Genomic DNA, 20,598 nt, shown 5'->3' on the forward strand with positions numbered 1-20,598 from the left:
TGCTCCCGCTCGGCTGCGAAGCAGTCGTAAGCTTTTTGGGGCCGCTGCGCGGCCCAGCGGGAGCAAGCTCCCTCGCCACAGTGGAGGGTCAAGCCAGGTAATCAGCCAGCCCGCGATAGCAGGTCAGCAGGTGATATGGCGTGGTGGACGGCATGTCCCGGCGGCTGATGTTGCCACCGGCGTCGAGGCATTCGTTCCAGCCTTCAGGGCTCAAGAAATGTTGCTGAAACGCCTGTAATTGACGCAGCAAAGTCCCTTCGCTTCCTGGACGCAAGGTCAGCGCTCGCAGGTATTCCGCCTGGGCCCAGATGCGTTGGGTGGCGTCACGCGCGAGCGCCTGTGGTTCCAACGCCAGCATGGCGCACACTGCGCCAGACTGCTGGTCTACGCCCTGTTGCTCGGTATGGCTGAAACTGCGCTCCACGGCTGTGTGCAGTTTTCCCCCGCGCAGCAAGGGCGATGAGGCCAACAGGAAATACCATTCAAACTGGTGGCCCGGTTCGTACCAGTTATCCACAGCCTTGAGTGGCTTCTCCATCATGACCTGCCGTTGCGGGTCAACGAAGTATTTGAACATGCCGTCGCAAAGGCTCCGCAACGCCTGGCGCACATTGGCATCGTCGCGAACCGAAAGGATCGCGAGAAACGCTTCTGCCAAATGCATCAACGGGTTCTGCAACGGGCCGGATTGGCAAGTCGACCAATCCCGCCCAAGGTTGGCTTCGTAAAGGCCGTCGTCGGTGGCGAAGCGTCGCGTGATCACTTCCAGCGCCGCATTCAGCGTGGACTCCACCAACGGCTCGCGAACCTTGCTCCAGTAGTGAGCGCAGGCGAAGAGGATGAAGGCGTGGGTGTAGAGATCCTTGCCGGTATCCAGCGGCGCACCCTGCGGATCGATGCTGTAGAACCAGCCGCCATGTTCGGCATCGTGGAAATGCCGTTGCAGCGAGCGGAACAACGCAGCGGCCCGCTCTACGGCATCCGGTACTTCTCCGATCAGGCTGGCGAACACATACAACTGTCGTGCACAGGCCATGGCCCGGTAACGTTGCGGCGGCAGCGGCGTGTGCTGGGAATCGAGGGATTCGTAGGGCAATGCCAACTCGGCATTCCAGCCCGGGCCTTGCCACATGGGCACAATCACGTCGTGAAAATGCCTATGCACCGTGGTGAACAGGGCAGTCAATTCAGGCTGGTGAGCAGGGCGGGAAGCATCAGGCATTGGCAAACGTCGTCACGGCTGGGGAGCGATTGCGCGACATGGTAGCAGAGTGGTCGACTTCGTAGAGATGCGCCTGCACGACCCATATCGCGAGCAAGCCTGCCCACGATAAAGGTCGTGCAGGCGTTAGCGGGTCAGCCTGCCAACAACCAAACCCCAGCCGCCGCCGACGCCGCTCCAGCCAAGCGCACCAAGGGCGCGGCCGCCCGTGGCAATACCCGCACCAAGGTGAAACCCGCGCCATGCAGTGCCGCCGTTGCCGCGACGAAACCGATCGCATAAGCCCACGGACTCGACATGTAAGGTAGCTCCAGGCCATGGGCCACGCCGTGGAACAGCGCGAACAATGCCGTCGCTGCCACTGCCAGACTCAGTGGCGGACGCACCGCCAGCGCCACCGCCAGGCCCAGGGCCAATACAGACGCCGCAATCGCGCTTTCCAGCGCCGGCAGATCCAGGCCCTCGAAGCCCAGCAGGCCGCCGAGCAACATTGTGCCGACGAACGTGCACGGCAGCGCCCAGCGCGCCGCGCCTTGTTGTTGCGCTGCCCACAAGCCCACCGCCAGCATCGCCAGCAAATGATCGAGCCCGCCGATGGGGTGGCCCAGCCCGGCGATCAGGCCGTTATCGCCGTGGCCTGGGTGGGCGAATGCCAGTGCGGGGCTTAGCAGCAAAGCGAGGGCGGCGAGGGTGCGTTTGAACGTCATGGATAAAGCTTCCTTGTTGTAAGTGAAAATGTTCACGCGGCGGTCAGCAGGCCCTGGCGCTCGATAAAGGCAATGATGTCCTCCAGGCCCTGGCCGGTTTTCTGGTTGCTGAACACGAAAGGCTTGCCGTTGCGCATCCGCTGGGTGTCGCTGTTCATCAATTCCAGCGAGGCGCCCACCAGCGGCGCCAGGTCGATCTTGTTGATCACCAGCAAGTCGGATTTGCAGATGCCCGGTCCGCCCTTGCGTGGCAGCTTGTCGCCGGCGGACACGTCGATCACATAGATTGTCAGGTCGGACAGTTCCGGGCTGAAGGTCGCCGACAGGTTATCGCCGCCGGATTCAACCAGGATCAGGTCCAGCCCGGGAAAGCGCCGGTTCAACTGGTCCACTGCTTCGAGATTGATCGACGCGTCTTCGCGGATCGCCGTGTGCGGGCAGCCGCCGGTTTCCACGCCGATGATCCGCTCCGGCGCCAGGGCTTCGTTGCGCACCAGGAAGTCGGCGTCCTCGCGGGTATAGATGTCGTTGGTGACGACCGCCAGGTTGTAGCGATCGCGCAAGGCCAGGCAGAGGGCCAGGGTCAGCGCGGTTTTGCCGGAGCCCACTGGGCCGCCAATGCCAACGCGAAGGGGTTGTGTGTTCATGTGAATCTCCTAGGAACGGAACAGGCGGCTGTACTGGCGTTCATGGGCCATGCACGCCAGGGACAGGCCAAACGCGGCGCTGCCGTAATGTTCAGGGTCGATGGTCGAGGCGATCTGCTGGGCCTGCTGCAGCAACGGCAACAGTTCGCTGGTCAGGCGCTGGGCGGCTTGCTGGCCCAGCGGCAAGGTCTTCATCAGCACCGCCAGTTGGTTTTCCAGCCAGCTCCAGAGCCAGGCGGCAAGGGCATCCTGCGGCTCGATGCGCCACGCGCGGGCGGCCAGGGCCCAGCCCAGTGCCAGGTGCGGTTCGCTGCGCTGTTCGAGGCTGAGCTGTTCGAGACTGAGCTGTTCGAGACTGAGCTGTTCAAGAAAGCCCCGTGCTGCGCGATCGAGTTCCGGCAGGCCAACGAGCAATTGCTGCAACGAGTAGCCCATTTGCCGACTCTCTTGATAGAGCTCGCGGGTTTCCCGGCTGGCGCGGTGTTCTGCGCACAGTCGTAGCAGCGCCTCCCAATCGTTGGCCGCGGCTGCGGTGCAGTGGGCCAGCAGCAAGGGCGCTTCGAAGCGCGCCAGGTTCAGCAGCATTTGATCACTGATCCAGCGGCGAGCATCGTCAGGCGTCTTGACCTGGCCATTGTCGACGGCCATTTCCAGCCCTTGTGAATAGCTGTAGCCGCCGATCGGCAGTTGTGGACTGGCCAGACGCAGCAGCGCCCAGGCCGGATTCATGTGCGCACGCCGAACTGATGCAGGCGCGGGGCATAGTTGAAATCTTCATCGCCGTGCCGGGAATGGTGATGACCGCCACCATAGGCGCCGTGTTCGGGCTGGAACGGCGCTTCGATGGCCTCGACGCTGGCGCCGAGTTGTTCAAGCATTGCCTTGAGCACGTAGTCGTCCAGCAGGCGCAGCCAGCCGTCGCCCACTTGCAGCGCCACATGGCGATTACCCAGGTGGTAAGCCGCGCGGGTCAGTTCGAACGCACTGGTACAGGTGACGTGCAGCAACTGTTCGGGGCGGGCGCAGACGCGCACGATGCGCTCATCTTCGGCTTGCAAGCATTCACCGTCGTACAGCGGCGGCTGACCTCGCTCCAAAAACAGACCCACATCTTCACCCTCGGCACTGAAACAGCGCAGACGGCTTTTACTGCGGGCATCGAAGGTCAGGTGCAACTCGGCGTCCCAGCGCGATTGGGCGGCGATTCTGCGGTGGATCACCAGCATTGGAGTGCTTCCAGCAATGAACAATGCTGTGTTTAGAGCAAGGGGCTTGCCAATCGAAGAGGGTGTAGGAAATATCTGGGGATGGCGTTTCAGGATGGGCTGGATTGCGTGCCATGTTGGTGCGTATCGGGATTGTGCGCACCATTTTGCGGCTGGTATAAAAAGACATTGTGGCAGCGAGCCTGCTCGCGATAGCGGTGCATCATCATTAACATCAATGCTGACTGACCCGACGCCATCACGAGCAGGCATGCTGCTGGGTCATCTTCGCTTGGGGCGTCGGCTCAGCTTGCATCAAGACAAAGCGTTATCCCTTGGCGCCAGGCGCCGCCATCTCCTTAGTCTCCAGATGATCCAATGCCCGCTCGACCAACAACTGAACTCCATCGGCCATGCGGCTGATTGCCAGGGCGATGCAGCGGCGCGATTCGTCGATGTCGTCGGCCAGGTCGGCGGCGATGGTGCTGATCGACAGCAGGTCTTCGGAGGCGTTGGCGAGCAGGGTTTCGGTGTCGATGTACGGGGAGACGATGAAGAGCTGGTCTTTGTCGGGTTCCGGCGGAGGGGCGGGCTGGGGTTTCAGGTAGTAGTCGAGGGCGCGGTTGGTGGCGTCTTCGAGGCGTTTTTCTTCGGGTTTTTCGACGCGGGATTTGTGTTCGTTTTGCGGTGGATTTGGTGACGGCTTGAACATAGTTGTACTCCGAAATTTTTAGGAGCCAACACCGCCTCGCTTGCACAGTCGAGAGAGGTGGCAGCTATGCATAGGTGTGCAAGACCGGTCGGAGTACCCGGCAGACCCGAAGGTCTCCCATACACAGCTGCCATAACGGTCCGCGAGCATAAAAAAATGCTCGATGAATAGCCATCGACAATTGTGTCCTCCGTCGGACTTGCACGTCCGTGTCACCGTTTTTGCGATGACGAACAGAGGTTAGCGGCGCTCGAAAGCGCTGCCTAGTTCATGAACAGCCCGGCGTGTTGAAGGAAATGTCCGAGGGTTTGGCGGGGAAAAAGCACCGAAAGATCACAGCGGTCGGCAGCTCCTACAGAAATTGCCTAGCGGCTGCCGAAAGCTGCGATTTTTTGATTTGAATGTCTGATGGAGCGCGAGGGTTGGTCAACTCCGCCATCGCGAGCGGGCTCGCTCCCCCAGAGGAAGCATGCGGACAGTTATTCAGTACTGCCCAACCCGCGCCAGTGCTTGAGACCAATGAAGATGAATCGCAATTGCTGGGTAATCTTCGCTTGGGGGGTGAGGTGTTCGGGCAGGGCTTCGGCGGGCGGGTCGATGATGTCCGGCAACGTGGCGAAGACACTTTTGACGATGAGGTCGGCCATCACGTTCAGCCCCGCCAGGTCCAGGTGCTGCAGTTTCGGCATGAGCGCCAGGTCGGCGGTCAGGTCCGAGCTGATGTCCTCGCGCAGTCTTGCGATGGCTTGGCGTACCGGCTGTGAACCACCGTACTGCTCGCGTGCCAGGAACAGAAACTGTGACCGGTTGGCGTGGACCACGTCGAGAAAGATCCGCACCGACGCATCGATGATGCCGCCCATCACGAATTCATTGTGGCGCACCAGCCGGATGGTCGCGCGAAAGGTCTGGCCGACTTCACTGACGAGCGCCAGGCCCAGTTGGTCCATATCATCGAAGTGTCGATAGAACCCGGTGGGCACGATGCCCGCCGCCTTGGCGACTTCGCGCAGGCTCAGGCTGCCAAATCCCCTGCCGCACTCCATCAAATGGCGGGCTGCGTCCATCAGGGCATTTCGGGTCTGTTGTTTCTGTTCGGCGCGGGGCAGCATCGCAAGACTGACTTCCGAGTCATGGGAGCGATGCACTCTAGCAAATCGGCTTTGCCGTCGTCGAACGGTAGAGGAGGTTCAGGCTGGAAAACGAGGGGCTTGAAAAGTCAAAAGCCCGATTCAAGGAATCGGGCTTTTTTCCGGGCCACCATGGGCTCAGCTCACTGTGCTGTTGCGTTCGATCACGCGATCACCACCGCCTTCGGCGAGGGTCTGGCCTGGGGTGCGGTCGGAGCCGTCAGCCGCCAAGGTTTGGCCTGGAGTGCGGTCGGAGCCGTCAGCCGCCAAGGTTTGGCCTGGAGTGCGGTCGGAGCCGTCAGCCGCCAAGGTTTGGCCTGGAGTGCGGTCGGAGCCGTCAGCTGCCAGGGTTTGACCTTGTGGGGTGCGCGAAGAACCGTCTTCGGCGAGGGTCTGGCCGGGAGTACGGTCGGAACCGTCAGCTGCAAAGGTATCATTCTGCTTGGTGCGGTCATAACCGTCCTCGACCAAGCCTTTTTCTTCCAGGCGGTCACGACCACCTTCGGCTACGGTTTGGCTATAGCCAGACTGGCTATCCTTGACCTGGGGGGTGGCTTGTTCGGAGGCTGGCAGGGCGAAAGCCGTAGAGGCCAGCAGTGAAAGGGACAGGCTCATCAGTAATTGGCGTTTCATGATCGTTGCTCCTCGGGAGGGCTTAAAAGTGGGTACGAGGGCAATGCTACTCTCGATAAGTCGATATAAAAGTTCATAAACGCAATGGTAATAATCAACAGAATTGATTGTTCAGCGGAAAGGCTCTAGAACGGGCCTTTCGGAGGGGGCGTTTTGCTCTGGAGTGGGTAGTTTGTACTCACTTGCGCTCCGCAATAGTGCGGTGCCGGTAACAGGTAGCTGACGATCTGGTCAGGATCCAGAGTGTTTTTTCGTGCCGTTCCCTGCTCATGGTGGTAAACCTGTCGGCCGTTTCGCCAGTCCAATCATTTATGCAGCGAGCCGGTCCAGATTCGTGTTGCCCAAGCGTCGCGGTCCGGACGCTGGTTTGTCATCAGGAGCCTTGTGCATGACGCGCACCTCGAAAATTCTTGCTTGGGGCCTTGCCTGCCTCGTCGTTCTGCTGGCGGTGCTGGTGTTGTTCCTTGCATTGTTCGACTGGAACCGCATCAAGCCTGCGCTCAATGCCAAGGTGTCCGAGGAGTTGCATCGTCCGTTTGCAATCAATGGCAACCTGGCGGTGGTGTGGCGGCGCGAGCTAACCGAAGGCGGGTGGCGAGCGTGGATGCCCTGGCCCCATGTCGTGGCCGAGGACTTGACCTTGGGCAACCCGGACTGGTCGAAGACACCGCAAATGGCCACGCTCAAGCGCGTTGAATTGCGCGTTTCGCCTTTGGCCCTGCTGGCCCAAAGGGTGGTGATTCCGCGCATCGACCTGACTGAACCCAACGCCAATCTGCAGCGCCTGGCCGACGGGCGCGCCAACTGGACGTTTCAATTCGATCCGAAGGACCCACAGGCCGAGCCGTCCAATTGGGTGGTGGACATTGGCGCCATCGGTTTCGACAAGGGCCATGTCGTCCTTGATGACCAGACGCTCAAGACCCGGCTCGACCTGCTGATCGACCCGCTGGGCAAGCCGATTCCGTTCAGCGACATCGTGGGTGAGAAGACTGCGAAAACAGTTCGGGAGCAGGGCGCGGCGCCGCAGGATTATGCCTTCGCCTTCAAGGTTGACGGGCAGTACCACGGCCAGGCGCTCAGCGGTTCCGGCAAGGTCGGCGGACTGCTGGCCTTGCAGGATGCATCGCAACCATTCCCGTTGCAGGCCCAGGCAAAGATCGCCGATACCCGCATCGAACTGGCCGGCACTCTCACTGACCCGAAGAACCTCGGCGCCCTTGACCTGCGCTTGAAGCTGGCCGGCAACAGCCTGGCCAACCTTTATCCACTGACGGGCGTCACCCTGCCGGATTCGCCGCCCTACGCCACCGACGGTCGATTGATCGCCAAGCTCCACGAGCCGGACGGCGCGCAATTTCGCTATGAGGCGTTCAACGGCAAGGTCGGCGACAGCGATATCCATGGCGACCTGGCCTATGCCGCCAGTCAGCCCCGGCCGAAACTCAGTGGCGCGCTGGTTTCGAACCAGTTGTTGTTCAGCGACCTGGCACCGCTGATCGGTGCTGACTCCAACACTGAACAAAAAGCCCGGGGCGGCGCGAGCAAGCAACCGTCCGACAAGGTGTTGCCGGTGGAGGAGTTCCGCACCGAACGCTGGAGCGTGATGGACGCCGACGTGGAGTTCACCGGCAAGCGCATTGTCCACAGCGAGCAGTTGCCCTTTAACGACCTCTACACACACCTGGTGCTCAACGATGGTCAACTGAGCCTCGAGCCCCTGCGCTTTGGCGTAGCCGGTGGCCGGCTCGATGCGCAGATCCGCCTCAACGGCCGCACCCAGCCGCTCGAAGGGCGGGCGAAATTGACGGCGCGGGGCTTCAAGCTCAAGCAGCTATTCCCCGGCTTCGAGCCAATGAAAACCAGTTTCGGCGAGCTCAATGGCGACGCTGATCTCTCCGGGCGCGGCAACTCGGTGGCGGCCCTGCTGGGGACGTCCAATGGCACGCTGAAGATGCTCATCAATGATGGCGCTATCAGTCGGGAGTTGATGGAGCTGGCCGGACTCAACGTCGGCAATTACGTGGTAGGGAAAGTCTTTGGCGACAAGGAAGTGAAGATCAACTGCGCGGCGGCTGACTTCGACATCAAGACTGGCCTGGCGACCACGCGCCTGTTCGTATTCGACACTGAGAACGCAATTATCTATATCGACGGCACGGCGAACATGGCGACCGAGCAGTTGGACCTGACCATCACCCCCGAATCCAAAGGCTGGCGGTTGATTTCCCTGCGCTCGCCGTTATACGTGCGGGGGACCTTCGCCAAGCCCGCTGCCGGGGTCAAGGCTGTGCCGCTGATGCTGCGCGGGGCGGGGATGGTGGCCTTGGGTGTCATCGCCGCCCCAGCGGCCGGGTTGCTGGCGTTGGTGGCGCCTAGCGGCGGCGAGCCGAACCAGTGCGCGCCGCTGCTGGAGCAGATGAAGGAAGGCAAGGCGCCGAGGACGGTAAAGGACTGATCGCGTTTGCGAAGTGGGCGGATGTTTGCTGGGTAGCAGAAAGTTAATGGGCTGTCTGTTCTATTAGTTTCTGAGTTGGTTAGTGTTATTGGTCGAATTGTAACGCCGTTTTGGTTTTTAACGAATCGGACAGGGTTGCATGCGGCCGCTTGGATGGTGGTAACAAGCAGTCATGGATGAACTGTGGAAAGTCCGGGCTTATGTGATTAAGTTGGCGCTTGCAGTCAGGTGGCAAAACAAGAAACAACAATCACTTATTAAAAGGAAAAATATCATGAGTATCTTATTGCCCAGCATCGACGAGAGTATGCGCTTTTTTGAAACGGTAAGGCTTGCGCCCGTCAGTGTTGCTGATTTATCTGCAGGTGCACCAAGAAGTTCCCGTTTAACGGCTATGGCTGAAAAGTCGGAGAGTCAGTCAGTTGCCCAGGCAGACGTATTATTAGCCAACGAGAATCCCGCCATTATCGGCTTTGCCGATAATTTGGACGGAGATACAAAACACGCGGCGGCGGACAGTATTCATTTTGCTGAACGTGTTGCCACTTTCAAGTTTGACAAGAACACGCAGCCCCTCGAGTGGCACGAACTGTACAGTGATGCAATGAGGCATTGCGGATGGACGATGACCAGCAATAAATATCAGGAGCTTACGACTTCAGAAACAAGTCTGACGATGGATTCCATCGTTCTGGAAATTGTCCAGGCGGTGGCAGGCCGAAATGCTCCGGCGATGCTTGATTTATTGTTAGGCGTCTTTGATCGGGTGCGATCCGACGAGGAGCTGGTAAATCTTTTTGATAGCACCAGTGCAAAAGGTGCGGATAAGGACTTCAGAATCGTACCCTGCATCCAATCCCCAGGGGGAACTCCGATAACGGCTTTCCTGGCGGTCGACTGCACTCTCTCTTCAAGCCAAGGCGGGGCTTGGTTCTGGAAATGGAAAGTGTCGAGGCTTCAAATGAAGCGCGTGGCTACGATGGCCGAGCTCAATATGCGCATACATGATCGGAACAGGGACCTGATCTATCAGAAGCTGGATAAGAGCTCTGACGAGTTTTTCAATAGTATCGAGTTATAAGCGCTCACCGGGTTGTTCGAATGAGCAACCCATCTTGGAAGGTGGTCTGTCATGTTGAATGAGGAAATACTGCTGCTTCCGGAAGGGCTGTTGTCTATTTCGCAAGGCGTGCCAAAGGAGTGGCGGCAGAAGTTGAAATATGCGTTGCTCTATTCCCATCTGTACGCACGCTCCAGCGGTGACAAGTTTGATGCTTTGGGGAAATGGCGTTCAGGTTATTCCCGCGTCATGGGAAATCTGGAATGGGCGACCATGGCGAATAAAGCGTCCAGTTTCGAGCCGAAGGACGAGGCTGTCATTGTGCTGAGCGACTTGCTCAGGGAAAAATTGATATCGGATTTCCAACCGCAAGAGTTGGCGCAGCTTGATCGACTGATCGCCAATGTTGAGGCGGCGCCGGGTTCAGAGCCGCCGGGTGCTGCGATCAGGGAGCAGTTGCTTTCACCCGTTCAGTCGCTGAACAACTCCGATACGACTATTTTCGTGCATATCAGCCTGATAGGCGTCGGCCCCGTTGTTTATACGGTATCTGTGAGGTTTCGGACCTCGCAAGGTGTTGATGAGCTTTTTTTCCAGCAGCGTTTCGCAGGCAAGCATGTAGTGGGACAGGTCAGTGTGGCTGTTTCCAAAAGACAACTCAGCACAGCCCGTTACGAAGGAAACGGTATTGAACAAAAGGTGAGGCGCGGCCTGCCGGCCAACGCGGACTCATTGCTCGTCGAGCTTTCTTCAGCAGGCGATCCAAAGCCTCATGCTCTGCCAGCATGATCGCTCTGGCTCTGGGCGACCCGATCCTGGAACAGTTTTAACGAACTCGTCAGTGCGTGCCCGGACTGCCGCGCCTCTTCCTCCAGCCATTTGAAAAGCGCTCGTACTGGTGGATGGCGTTCCCGGCCCGGAACGCATAAGGCGCTGTAGCCCGCGCCGTTGACTTGGACGTGCGGGCGGTAAGCGACCAACAAACCGCTGGCGACGCTTTCGGAGACCAGGACGTTGCTCGCCAGTACCAGGCCTTGCCCGGCGATTGCCGCTTGCAGGGCGTAATGTTCCTCGTCGTATTCGCGTATGCAGGGCTGGTGGGTCAGCCAGGTTTCTCCCGCTTGCGCGCACCAGGCGTCCCAGCCATGGGCATACAGCTTGGTGTTGTGCCATCGCACACTGATCAGCGTCGTCGGTTGCCGGGTCGCCAGAGCGGCTATTTGCTCAGGTGACCCGTATACGCCGAAGGATTCGTCGAACAGGCACAGGCCATACAGGTTTGAATAGTTGTCCAGGCTGTAGCGCACCACCATGTCGACGCTGGCGTCCTGATGCAGGTCGATGACTTCGCAATGGGTGTCCAGCCTTACGTTGATGTTCGGATGACGCGCATAGAACCGGCCCAGGCGTGGCACCAGCCATAAGGCGGCAAATGCGGCCGTGGTGGAAATCGTCAAGTGGCTGGTGCTGCGTTGTGGGCGCAAGGAGTCCACGCTTTGCGCGACTTCCAGCAAGGCGCCGTGAAGGCTATGGAACAAGCGTTGCCCGCCTTCGGTGAGTCGTACCTGGCGGGGCAATCGTTCGAACAACGACAAGCCCAGCCAGGTTTCCAGCGCGCGGATCTGATGGGAAACCGCCGTCGGTGTGACCGAAAGCTCCTGGGCCGCCGCCTTGAAACTGAGCAGCCGTGCGGCGGATTCAAAGGCGCGCAGGGCATTGAGGGGCAAGGTGGCAAACATCGGTAATCTCCAATGAATGAGAAAAACTCATCCAGGTGCATTAACGCTCATTTGAGTGAAAACGGATCTGAGCTTCAAGCTGAAAGCCACAGACAGTTCCGATTGTAGTCACAGATGAGGCGTTATAGATGAGCAATATTCTTGTAGTGCAGGGCAGCCCTCGCGGTGAGCGGTCCCATTCCCGGCGTCTGGCAGAAACTTTCATAAGCGCCTGGCAGGACGTCAATCCACAGTCCCAAGCGACCCGCCGCGAAGTCGGCCGAACGGTCATTGCGCCAGTCAACGAAGCCTTTATCGCGGCAGCGTTCCACCCCGAGCCGCAGGCACGGCCGCTGACAATGCGGGCCGACCTGGCCTTGAGCGACACCTTGGTGGCGGAGCTGATGGCCCACGAGCGGCTGGTGATCTCCGCCCCCATGCATAACTTCGGCGTGCCCAGCGGGATAAAAGCCTGGATCGACCAGATCGTGCGCATCGGCCTGACGTTCAATCACAGCCTGGATAACGGCGTCTCGCAATACGAACCGTTGGTGTTGGGCAAGAAGGCTTTGATCGTGACCAGTCGTGGCGATTTTGGCTTTGGCCCCGGTGGCCAACTGGAGGCCATGAACCACGCCGACACGTGGCTGCGTACCGTCCTGGGATTTATCGGCATCAGCGATGTGACGGTGGTGGCCGCCGAAGGAGAGGAGTCGGCGGAGCACAGCTTTGCCCGTTCCTATGCCGAGGCCGAGCAGCGGTTGTTGGCGCTGGCGCGGACATTTTGAGTGGCAGCAGGCTTGGTCCTGGATTCAGCGCGGGCTGAAGTGACCCGGGTGTCATAGACTGGTCATCATCGATACCGATGCTGACCACTTTTGATCTCAAGGATGTCGCCATGTCGCAGCGCTGCGCCACTCGCTACCCGCTGGTACTGGTCCCGGGCATGCTCGGTTTCATTCGCCTGGTGTTGTATCCGTACTGGTATGGCATCGTCGCGGCGCTGCGCCGAGGCGGAGCGGTGGTGGTTGCGGTGAAGGTCTCGCCGCTGCATTCCTCGGAAGTGCGTGGCGAGCAGCTTTTGGCGCGGATCGAGGAAATCCTGCGCGACACCGGCGCGCAGAAGGTCAACCTGATCGGCCACAGCCAGGGCGCTCTCACTGCTCGCTACGCCGCAGCCAGGCGCCCGGACCTGGTCGCGTCAGTCACCTCGGTGGCCGGCACCAACCACGGTTCCGAACTGGCGGATTACCTGCACACCCATTACCCGGCCGACAGCGCCAAAGGACGATTGCTGAGCGCCTTGTTGCGGTTGATCAACGCCATGATGAGCTTGCTGGACAGCGGGTATCACGGGCCAAGACTGCCGGTCGACATTCAAGCCTCCCATGCCTCGCTGACAACCGCCGGGGTAGCGCTGTTCAACGAGCGTTATCCACAGGGGTTGCCACAGACCTGGGGCGGGCAGGGGCCGGAAGAAGTCGGTGGCGTGCGCTATTACTCCTGGTCCGGGACCTTGCAGCCGGGCAAGACCGATAAAGGGCGCAACCTGTTCGACGGGACGAACCGCAGTTGCCGGTTGTTTGCTCGCACCTTCGTGCGCGAGGCGGGGCAGTGCGACGGGATGGTCGGACGCTACAGCTCGCACTTGGGCACGGTCATCCGCGATGACTACCCGCTGGACCATTTCGACATCGTCAATCAGTCGCTGGGGTTGGTGGGCAAGGGCGCGGAACCCATTCGCTTGTTTGTCGAGCATGCCGAACGATTGAAGTCAGCCGGCGTTTAGGCCGTCCTGCATTAGCGACTTCAGCGCCAGCAGCGACGCGAGAGTCGACCTGGAAAGGTGTAACGGGCTTTGTCTACACTGCACCTCATCGCCGTCCTCCTCGGGCGGCAACCAGGAGAAACACCATGAAGATGCTGCGCGTGCCATTGTTGATGATCGGTTTGCTGCTGTGTTCCCAGGGCTTCGCCGCCACGGCCCAACAGACCAAGATGACTACCTGCAATGCCGACGCGACTGCCAAGGCCCTCAAGGGGGACGAACGCAAAGCTTTCATGAGCAACTGCCTGAAGGCCACTCCGGTCGCCGCCGAACCGAGCACGCCGCAGGAACGCATGAAGACCTGCAACGCCACGGCCACCACCCAGGCCTTGAAGGGCGATGCTCGCAAGACCTTCATGAGCGAATGCCTGAAGAAAAAATAACGCCTTGGATTTTTCTACGCCCCTGAGGCAAAAAAACACCTGAACCCCGACCAAGGTCGGCCGATACAATGCCTAGTGCTGCCAGCGGAACGCTGGCAGACTGCCGATCCTTTCACGCTCGTTTTGTTCTGGGGCTGTATGCCAACGTTTTCTCAGCGTCATGTGTTGTTGGTGATCAGTTGGGTGATCATTTTTGGTGGGTTGTTGCTGGTGCTGCCGCTGCGCCTGTTGCCGAGCCTGTTGGCCGGGTTGCTGGTGTTCGAGCTGGTCAACATGCTCACGCCGCAGCTGCAACGGTTGATCGAAGGCCGGCGCGCCCGTTGGGTAGCGGTGGCGCTGCTGGGGACGCTGGTGGTCAGTGTACTGAGCCTGATTTTCGCCGGTGCCTTCAGCTTCCTGCTGCATGAAGCGGAAAACCCTGGCGCTTCCCTGGATAAATTCATGGGCGTGGTGGACCGCGCCCGAGGGCAATTGCCGCCCTTCATCGACGCGTATCTGCCGGCCAGCGCCGCCGAGTTCCGGGTGGCGATCGGTGACTGGATGAGCAAGCACCTGAGCGACTTGCAACTGGTGGGCAAGGACGCGGCCCATATGTTCGTCACGCTACTGATCGGCATGGTGCTGGGCGCCATCGTCGCCTTGCAGCGCATCCCCGACCTGACCAAGCGCAAGCCCTTGGCCGCCGCGCTGTTCGATCGGCTGAACCTGCTGGTCAAGGCGTTTCGCAACATCGTATTTGCGCAGATCAAGATCTCCCTGCTCAACACCTTCTTCACTGGGATTTTCCTGGCGGTGGTACTGCCGCTGTTCGGCATCCAGCTGCCGTTGACCAAGACCCTGATCGTGATGACGTTCCTGCTGGGGCTGCTGCCGGTCATCGGCAACCTGATGTCCAATACGCTGATCACCATCGTCGCCTTGTCGCTGTCGATCTGGGTGGCGATGGCGGCGCTGGGCTACCTGATCGTGATCCACAAGCTCGAGTATTTCCTCAATGCCCGTATCGTCGGCGGACAGATCAGCGCCAAGTCTTGGGAATTGCTCATGGCGATGCTGGTGTTCGAAGCCGCATTCGGCCTGCCGGGGGTGGTGGCGGGGCCGATTTATTATGCGTATCTCAAGAGTGAGTTGAAGCAGGTGGGGATGGTTTGATCCCATAGGCGCGGCGCCTGGACTGACCTCACAGCGAGCAGGCGCCTCGGTACTGCATCAGCCCTGCGTCCCATACCGCTTCATCGCCTCGATCGCCAACCCGCTGCCAATACTGCCGAAGATATTGCCTTCCACATGCCGCGCCTGGGGCAGCATGGCCGAGACGCTGTTGCGCAGCGCCGGGATGCCACTGGAGCCGCCGGTGAAAAACACGGTATCGACCTGATCGACGCGCACGTTGGCATCGTTGAGCAATTGCGTGACGCTGCCGCGCACCCGCTCCAGCAAGCCGTCGATCGCCGATTCGAACAGGGCTCGGCTCAGGTCCACGCTCAGGCCCGGCTCGATGCGGTCCAGCGCGACATGGCGTTGGTCGGCGTGGGTCAGCTGGATCTTGGTTTCCTCCACTTCCATCGCCAACCAGTGCCCGGCACGCTGGTCGATCAGCTTGAACAGCCGGTCGATGCCGCCGGTGTCTTCGATGTCGTAGCGCATGCTGCCCAGGGCCAGGGTCGATTTTTGCGAGTAGACCGCGTTGATGGTGTGCCAGGTCGCCAGGTTCATGTGGTGGCTGGTGGGCATGTAGGCGCCGCTTTTCATCCGGCTGCCGTAGCCAAACAGCGGCATCAAGCCTTGCAGGCTGAGTTGTTTGTCGAAGTCGGTCCCGCCGATGTGCACGCCACCGGTGGCGAGGATGTCGGCGTGACGGTTGTCGTGGGTGCGACGTTCGGGGGACAGGCGCACCAGGGAAAAGTCCGAGGTACCACCGCCGATGTCGACGATCAGCACCAACTCTTCTTTTTCGATGGTCGACTCATAATCAAAGGCTGCCGCAATGGGCTCGTACTGGAAGGAGACTTCCTTGAAACCAATGGCTCGGGCGACGTCCACCAAGGTGTTTTCCGCTTCCTGGTCAGCCATTTCATCGTCGTCGACGAAAAACACCGGACGACCCAGCACCACTTCTTCGAATTCCCGACCGGCGGTGGCTTCGGCACGTTTCTTCAACTGGCCGATGAACAACCCCAGCAGATCCTTGAAGGGCATCGCCGTGCCGAGCACGCTGGTGTCCTGCTTGATCAGCTTGGAGCCCAGCAGGCTCTTGAGCGAACGCATCAGCCGGCCTTCATAGCCTTCCAGGTATTCGTGCAGCGCCAGGCGACCGTACACCGGGCGACGCTCCTCGAAATTGAAGAAGACCACCGAGGGCAGGGTGATCTTGTCGTCCTCCAGCGCGATCAACGTTTCCATGCCGGGGCGCAGCCAGCCGACAGTGGAGTTGGACGTGCCGAAGTCGATGCCGCAGGCACGGGCCGGGGATGCGTTTTTCATGTCTTTCGGGTTCCAGTTGAAAAAACGGCCGCGCAGTGTATGTCAGTGCGAGGCGGATTCGTAGGCCGGTTATCCGCTAATTCGCAAACAGCGGCCTTGAAAGACGACTCGACACCCCCAAACTTGCTGGCATGGGTCCGGTAGCACAGGGCGGTACAAGAACCGCTGCCGGCTGCCGATAAACTTCTGATGCACCGTCCGGTCACAACCTTGAGGCCGGTCAACCGGTGTCCGGACATCCGGGCATGCCGTGCGTGGCGGTGCGACATCGATAACGGATGGTAACGCTTAGATGGACTTCAAAGACTATTACAAGATTCTGGGTGTGGAGCCGACGGCGGACGACAGCACGATCAAGGCTGCCTACCGCAAGCTGGCGCGCAGATATCACCCGGACGTGAGTAAAGAAAAAGACGCCGAGACCAAGTTCAAGGACGTCTCCGAAGCGTACGAAGCATTGAAAAGCGCCGAAAAACGTGCGGAGTACGACGAGCTGCGCCGTTACGGCCAGCACGGCCAGCCTTTCCAAGGGCCGCCGGGTTGGCAGAGTCGCGGCGGCTTTGGGGGCCAGGACACGGGTGACTTCTCGGACTTCTTCAGTTCGATCTTTGGTAATCGCGGGCCGGGTTTCGGTGGCGGACAATCAGGTCGCAGCGCCGGCCGGCGAGGGCAAGACGTGGAAATGGAATTACCGATCTTCCTGGAAGAGACCCTGTCGAACGAGTCGAAGAAGGTCACCTTCCAGGTGCCTCAGTACAACGCCGCGGGCCAGCACGTCAGCAATACCAGCAAAAGCCTGAACGTGAAGATTCCATTGGGCGTGACCGATGGCGAACGTATCCGCCTGAAAGGCCAGGGTGCGCCCGGTATCGGTGGTGGCGCCAATGGTGACTTGTACCTGACCATTCGCTTCGCCCCGCATCCCAAGTTCGACGTCGAGGGCCAGGACCTGATCATCACCTTGCCGCTGGCGCCGTGGGAATTGGCGCTGGGCACCGAAGTGGCGGTGCCGACCCTCACCGGCAAGATCAACCTCAAGATCCCGGCGGGCAGCCAGAATGGCCAGCGCATGCGCGCCAAGGGTCACGGCTTGCGTAACAAGGCCGGCGAGCGAGGCTACCTGTTCGTGCAGCTCAAGGCGGTGATGCCGAAGGCCAGCGACGAATCAGTCAAGGCCTTGTGGGCTGAACTGGCGAAGAAAGCCGCGTTCGATCCACGAGAGAATTTCTGACCGCTGCGGACTTGGGCGACCGCCCGTTAAAGCATTGGGAGAAGCAGATCATGAACAACCCGATCGTTGAACTGAACCTGGTGGATTTCTGCGAGGCCGCTGCGTTGCAGGATATCCATGTCATCGAAATCGTCCGGCATGGCATCCTCGAGCCTCACGGTGCGGCACCGACGGACTGGCGCTTTACCGATTACGAACTGATCCTGGCCAAGCGTGCCGCCAAGTTGCGCCGCGAGTTGGAGCTGGAATGGGAAGGGGTCGCCCTGGCACTGGACCTGCTGGAAGAGGTCCAGCAACTGCGAAGCGAAAACCGCATGCTCAAGCAGCGGCTGGGGCGGTTGGTGGAGTGACACGCGTTCGCTGGGCCGACTGCATTTGTGGCGAGGGAGCTTGCTCCCGCTGGGCCGGTCCGACGCTTTGGGCGCAGCGGCCGCGCTTTTTTGCGGCTGCTACGCAACCGAGCGGGAGCAAGCTCCCTCGTCACAGGTTCTGCGCTCGGTCAGGTATCTCCTTTCATCAAAACAGAAAATACCGCTGCGCCATCGGCAGCACATCAGCCGGCTCGCACCACAACAACACCCCATCGGCCTTGACCTGATAGGTCTGCGGATCGACATCGATGTTCGGCAGGTAGTCGTTGTGGATCAGGTCAGTCTTCTGCACATCGCGGCAACCCTTTACCACGGCGATTTTCTTCTTCAGCCCTAGCTGTTCCGGCAACCCAGCCTCGGCGGCGGCCTGGCTGATGAAGGTCAGGCTGGTGGCATGCCGCGAGCCGCCAAAGCTGGCGAACATCGGCCGGTAGTGCACGGGTTGCGGCGTCGGAATCGAAGCGTTGGCGTCACCCATCAGGCTGGCGGCAATCGCCCCGCCCTTGAGAATCAGCGTCGGCTTGACACCAAAGAACGCCGGGCGCCAAAGCACCAGGTCGGCCCATTTCCCGACTTCGACGGAGCCCACTTCATGGCTGATGCCGTGGGTGATCGCTGGGTTGATGGTGTACTTGGCGATGTAGCGCTTGATGCGGAAATTGTCGTTGCCTTCGCCATCGCCGGGCAGGGCGCCGCGTTGCTTCTTCATCTTGTCGGCGGTCTGCCAGGTGCGGGTGATGACTTCACCGACGCGGCCCATCGCCTGACTGTCGGAACTGATCATCGAGAAGGCGCCGAGGTCGTGGAGGATGTCTTCGGCGGCGATGGTTTCGCGACGGATGCGGCTTTCGGCGAAGGCCACGTCTTCGGCGATGCTCGGGTCGAGGTGATGGCAGACCATCAACATGTCCAGGTGCTCGTCGATGGTATTGCGGGTGAACGGCCGGGTCGGGTTGGTCGAACTGGGCAACACGTTAGGGAAGCCGCAAGCCTTGATGATGTCCGGCGCATGGCCGCCACCGGCGCCTTCGGTGTGGTAGGTGTGGATGGTGCGGCCCTTGAACGCGGCCAGGGTGGTTTCGACGAAGCCGGATTCGTTGAGGGTGTCGGTGTGGATCGCCACCTGTACGTCATATTGGTCGGCGACGCTCAGGCAGTTGTCGATGGCCGCCGGCGTGGTGCCCCAGTCTTCGTGCAGCTTGAGGCCGATGGCGCCGGCCTTGACCTGTTCGATCAATGGTTCCGGCAAGCTGGCGTTGCCCTTGCCGGTGAAACCGATGTTCATCGCGAACGCGTCGGCGGCCTGGAGCATGCGCGCCAGATGCCACGGGCCGGAGGTGCAGGTGGTGGCGTTGGTCCCGGTGGCCGGGCCCGTGCCGCCGCCGATCATGGTGGTGACGCCACTCATCAGCGCCTCTTCGATCTGCTGCGGGCAGATGAAATGGATGTGGGTGTCGATACCCCCCGCCGTGAGGATCATGCCTTCGCCGGCGATCACTTCGGTGCTGGCGCCGATGGCGATGGTCACATCGGGCTGGATGTCCGGGTTGCCGGCCTTGCCGATGGCGGCGATGCGCCCGTCCTTGAGGCCGACATCAGCCTTGACGATGCCCCAGTGATCAATGATCAGCGCGTTGGTGATCAGCGTGTCGACGACCTCGGCGGCCAGCAGCTGGCTCTGGCCCATGCCGTCGCGAATCACTTTGCCACCGCCGAACTTCACTTCTTCGCCGTAGGTGGTGAAGTCCTTTTCCACTTCGATCCACAGCTCGGTGTCGGCCAGACGGACCTTGTCGCCGACGGTGGGGCCGAACATGTCGGCGTAGGCTTGTCTCGAAATCTTCATGTGCTTTCCTGATCGTTCCCACGCTCTGCGTGGGAATGCCGCCATGGACGCTCTGCGTCCGCTTGTGTGACGCGGAGCGTCACGGGATGCATTCCCACGCAGAGCGTGGGAACGAGCTGACGCTTAGTCCAGGTCGCCCATGACCCGCCCGGCAAACCCGAACACCCTGCGATGCCCGGCCAGATCCACCAGCTCCACCTCGCGGCTCTGGCCCGGCTCGAAACGCACGGCGGTGCCGGCCGGGATGTTCAGGCGCATGCCACGGCTGGCGGCGCGGTCGAAGGCCAGGGCGTCGTTGGTTTCGAAAAAGTGATAGTGCGAGCCGACCTGGATCGGCCGATCACCGCTGTTGGCGACTTTCAGCGTAAGGGTGCGGCGGCCGACGTTGAGCTCGATGTCGCCGGGCGCGATCTGGTACTGACCTGGGATCATTGCGGTTGCCCCAAAATTTTGTAGTAAATGGCGGTCGGGGTGTAGGTCCCGTCTGGGCTCTGGCAGTAGTTGGGCAGTTCACCGACGCGGGTGTAGCCCATCGCGCGGTAGAACGCCTCGGCCTCGGAGCCGGCCTCGGTGTCGAGGTACAGCAGGCCACGCTTGTGCTGGCGGGCACCGAGCTCCAGGGCGTTCATCAATTGTTGGCCCAGGCCGCGGCGACGGGCGTCGCCACGTACCAGCAGCTTTTGCACTTCGGCGCGGTTCAGGCCGTTGGGTTTCTGGCACAGGGCGAGCTGGACGCTGGCCTGCACCTGCTCGTCCTTGACCACCACCCAAAGCAGCAGATCGCCCTGGTCGAGGCTGGCCTGGACCTCGTCGAAATAGGCGCGGGCCTGGTCGGCATCGAGGTCGGCCATGAACCCCACACTGGCGCCATAGCCCACGGCGTCGAGCAGCAGATCAATCAAGCCTTGGCGGTAATGCGCGAAGCTTTCAACGTGGACTCGTCGCAACTGGGCGGCGTTCATC

22 protein-coding genes are annotated in these 20,598 nt (G+C 60.6%); 9 read left to right on the forward strand and 13 right to left on the reverse strand.

The features are described 5' to 3' along the window. Positions 1–88 precede the first annotated feature (88 nt). From HU762_RS15660 to HU762_RS15695, 8 genes are all read right to left on the reverse strand, one after another. Positions 89–1,222, reverse strand: a complete 1,134-nt coding sequence (locus tag HU762_RS15660) for an AGE family epimerase/isomerase (RefSeq protein WP_186638547.1) — start codon at positions 1,220–1,222, stop codon at positions 89–91. 134 nt (positions 1,223–1,356) lie between these two features. Then, positions 1,357–1,929, reverse strand: coding sequence for a HupE/UreJ family protein (locus HU762_RS15665; RefSeq protein ID WP_186638548.1), 573 nt, complete (start codon positions 1,927–1,929; stop codon positions 1,357–1,359). Between the two features lie 32 nt (positions 1,930–1,961). Beyond that, on the reverse strand, positions 1,962–2,576 hold the full coding sequence (gene ureG, locus HU762_RS15670; protein WP_186638549.1) for an urease accessory protein UreG: 615 nt from the start codon (positions 2,574–2,576) through the stop codon (positions 1,962–1,964). Positions 2,577–2,585: 9 nt separating this feature from the next. Beyond that, positions 2,586–3,305, reverse strand: coding sequence for an urease accessory UreF family protein (locus HU762_RS15675; RefSeq protein ID WP_186638550.1), 720 nt, complete (start codon positions 3,303–3,305; stop codon positions 2,586–2,588). Beyond that, positions 3,302–3,802, reverse strand: coding sequence for an urease accessory protein UreE (gene ureE, locus HU762_RS15680; protein WP_186638551.1), 501 nt, complete (start codon positions 3,800–3,802; stop codon positions 3,302–3,304). The genes HU762_RS15675 and ureE overlap by 4 nt, the downstream gene beginning before the upstream one ends. Before the next feature lie 307 nt (positions 3,803–4,109). Next, on the reverse strand, positions 4,110–4,493 hold the full coding sequence (locus HU762_RS15685; protein WP_186638552.1) for a DUF6124 family protein: 384 nt from the start codon (positions 4,491–4,493) through the stop codon (positions 4,110–4,112). 479 nt (positions 4,494–4,972) lie between these two features. Next, a complete protein-coding gene (locus HU762_RS15690) occupies positions 4,973–5,605 on the reverse strand; it encodes a TetR family transcriptional regulator (protein WP_186610767.1) in 633 nt (210 codons plus the stop codon). A gap of 156 nt (positions 5,606–5,761) precedes the next feature. Further along, positions 5,762–6,256: a hypothetical protein gene (locus tag HU762_RS15695; protein ID WP_186638553.1), complete on the reverse strand. Its 495-nt coding sequence runs from the start codon at positions 6,254–6,256 to the stop codon at positions 5,762–5,764. Positions 6,257–6,644: 388 nt separating this feature from the next. Here HU762_RS15695 and HU762_RS15700 point away from each other — a divergent pair, with 388 nt between their 5' ends. The 3 genes from HU762_RS15700 (at position 6,645) to HU762_RS15710 (ending at position 10,563) form a co-directional block, all read left to right on the forward strand. After that, entirely contained in the window at positions 6,645–8,714 is a 2,070-nt protein-coding gene (locus HU762_RS15700; protein ID WP_186638554.1) for an AsmA family protein, read from the forward strand. 172 nt (positions 8,715–8,886) lie between these two features. After that, on the forward strand, positions 8,887–9,795 hold the full coding sequence (locus tag HU762_RS15705; RefSeq protein WP_186638555.1) for a hypothetical protein: 909 nt from the start codon (positions 8,887–8,889) through the stop codon (positions 9,793–9,795). A 51-nt stretch (positions 9,796–9,846) separates the two neighbouring features. Continuing rightward, the gene (locus HU762_RS15710) at positions 9,847–10,563 is read left to right on the forward strand and encodes a hypothetical protein (RefSeq protein WP_186638556.1); all 717 of its coding nucleotides are present in this window, start codon (positions 9,847–9,849) and stop codon (positions 10,561–10,563) included. Here the strand turns inward: HU762_RS15710 and HU762_RS15715 are convergent. Beyond that, the gene (locus HU762_RS15715) at positions 10,545–11,513 is read right to left on the reverse strand and encodes a LysR substrate-binding domain-containing protein (protein ID WP_186638558.1); all 969 of its coding nucleotides are present in this window, start codon (positions 11,511–11,513) and stop codon (positions 10,545–10,547) included. The two genes, HU762_RS15710 and HU762_RS15715, sit on opposite strands and share 19 nt — an antisense overlap. A gap of 128 nt (positions 11,514–11,641) precedes the next feature. Between HU762_RS15715 and HU762_RS15720 the strand changes: the two genes are divergently transcribed. The 4 genes from HU762_RS15720 to HU762_RS15735 all read left to right on the forward strand — a co-directional run bounded on the left by HU762_RS15720 (position 11,642) and on the right by HU762_RS15735 (position 14,855). Beyond that, positions 11,642–12,280 carry an NAD(P)H-dependent oxidoreductase gene (locus HU762_RS15720; RefSeq protein ID WP_186638561.1) on the forward strand — a complete coding sequence of 213 codons (639 nt, stop codon included), beginning with the start codon at positions 11,642–11,644 and terminating at the stop codon, positions 12,278–12,280. Positions 12,281–12,390: 110 nt separating this feature from the next. After that, the gene (locus tag HU762_RS15725) at positions 12,391–13,281 is read left to right on the forward strand and encodes a triacylglycerol lipase (RefSeq protein WP_186638562.1); all 891 of its coding nucleotides are present in this window, start codon (positions 12,391–12,393) and stop codon (positions 13,279–13,281) included. Positions 13,282–13,406: 125 nt separating this feature from the next. Further along, a complete protein-coding gene (locus HU762_RS15730) occupies positions 13,407–13,703 on the forward strand; it encodes a PsiF family protein (RefSeq protein WP_186610774.1) in 297 nt (98 codons plus the stop codon). A 138-nt stretch (positions 13,704–13,841) separates the two neighbouring features. Further along, the gene (locus tag HU762_RS15735) at positions 13,842–14,855 is read left to right on the forward strand and encodes a hypothetical protein (protein ID WP_186610775.1); all 1,014 of its coding nucleotides are present in this window, start codon (positions 13,842–13,844) and stop codon (positions 14,853–14,855) included. A gap of 57 nt (positions 14,856–14,912) precedes the next feature. Here the strand turns inward: HU762_RS15735 and HU762_RS15740 are convergent, their stop codons facing one another. Continuing rightward, positions 14,913–16,187, reverse strand: coding sequence for an Hsp70 family protein (locus HU762_RS15740; RefSeq protein WP_186638563.1), 1,275 nt, complete (start codon positions 16,185–16,187; stop codon positions 14,913–14,915). A 292-nt stretch (positions 16,188–16,479) separates the two neighbouring features. Between HU762_RS15740 and HU762_RS15745 the strand changes: the two genes are divergently transcribed. Further along, positions 16,480–17,418 carry a DnaJ C-terminal domain-containing protein gene (locus HU762_RS15745; RefSeq protein ID WP_186638565.1) on the forward strand — a complete coding sequence of 313 codons (939 nt, stop codon included), beginning with the start codon at positions 16,480–16,482 and terminating at the stop codon, positions 17,416–17,418. Between the two features lie 50 nt (positions 17,419–17,468). Further along, on the forward strand, positions 17,469–17,768 hold the full coding sequence (locus HU762_RS15750) for a chaperone modulator CbpM (protein WP_186638566.1): 300 nt from the start codon (positions 17,469–17,471) through the stop codon (positions 17,766–17,768). Between the two features lie 166 nt (positions 17,769–17,934). On the opposite strand, the gene ureC is transcribed toward HU762_RS15750, so the two are convergent. From ureC to HU762_RS15765, 3 genes are all read right to left on the reverse strand, one after another. Next, positions 17,935–19,635, reverse strand: coding sequence for an urease subunit alpha (ureC, locus tag HU762_RS15755; RefSeq protein WP_186638567.1), 1,701 nt, complete (start codon positions 19,633–19,635; stop codon positions 17,935–17,937). A gap of 123 nt (positions 19,636–19,758) precedes the next feature. Continuing rightward, entirely contained in the window at positions 19,759–20,067 is a 309-nt protein-coding gene (locus HU762_RS15760) for an urease subunit beta (protein WP_186638568.1), read from the reverse strand. Continuing rightward, a complete protein-coding gene (locus HU762_RS15765; protein ID WP_186638569.1) occupies positions 20,064–20,597 on the reverse strand; it encodes a GNAT family N-acetyltransferase in 534 nt (177 codons plus the stop codon). Before HU762_RS15765 ends, HU762_RS15760 begins: the two co-directional genes overlap by 4 nt. Position 20,598: the final 1 nt, after the last annotated feature.

It is taken from the genome of Pseudomonas sp. SWRI92, assembly GCF_014268685.1.
Lineage (GTDB): Bacteria > Pseudomonadota > Gammaproteobacteria > Pseudomonadales > Pseudomonadaceae > Aquipseudomonas > Aquipseudomonas marvdashtae.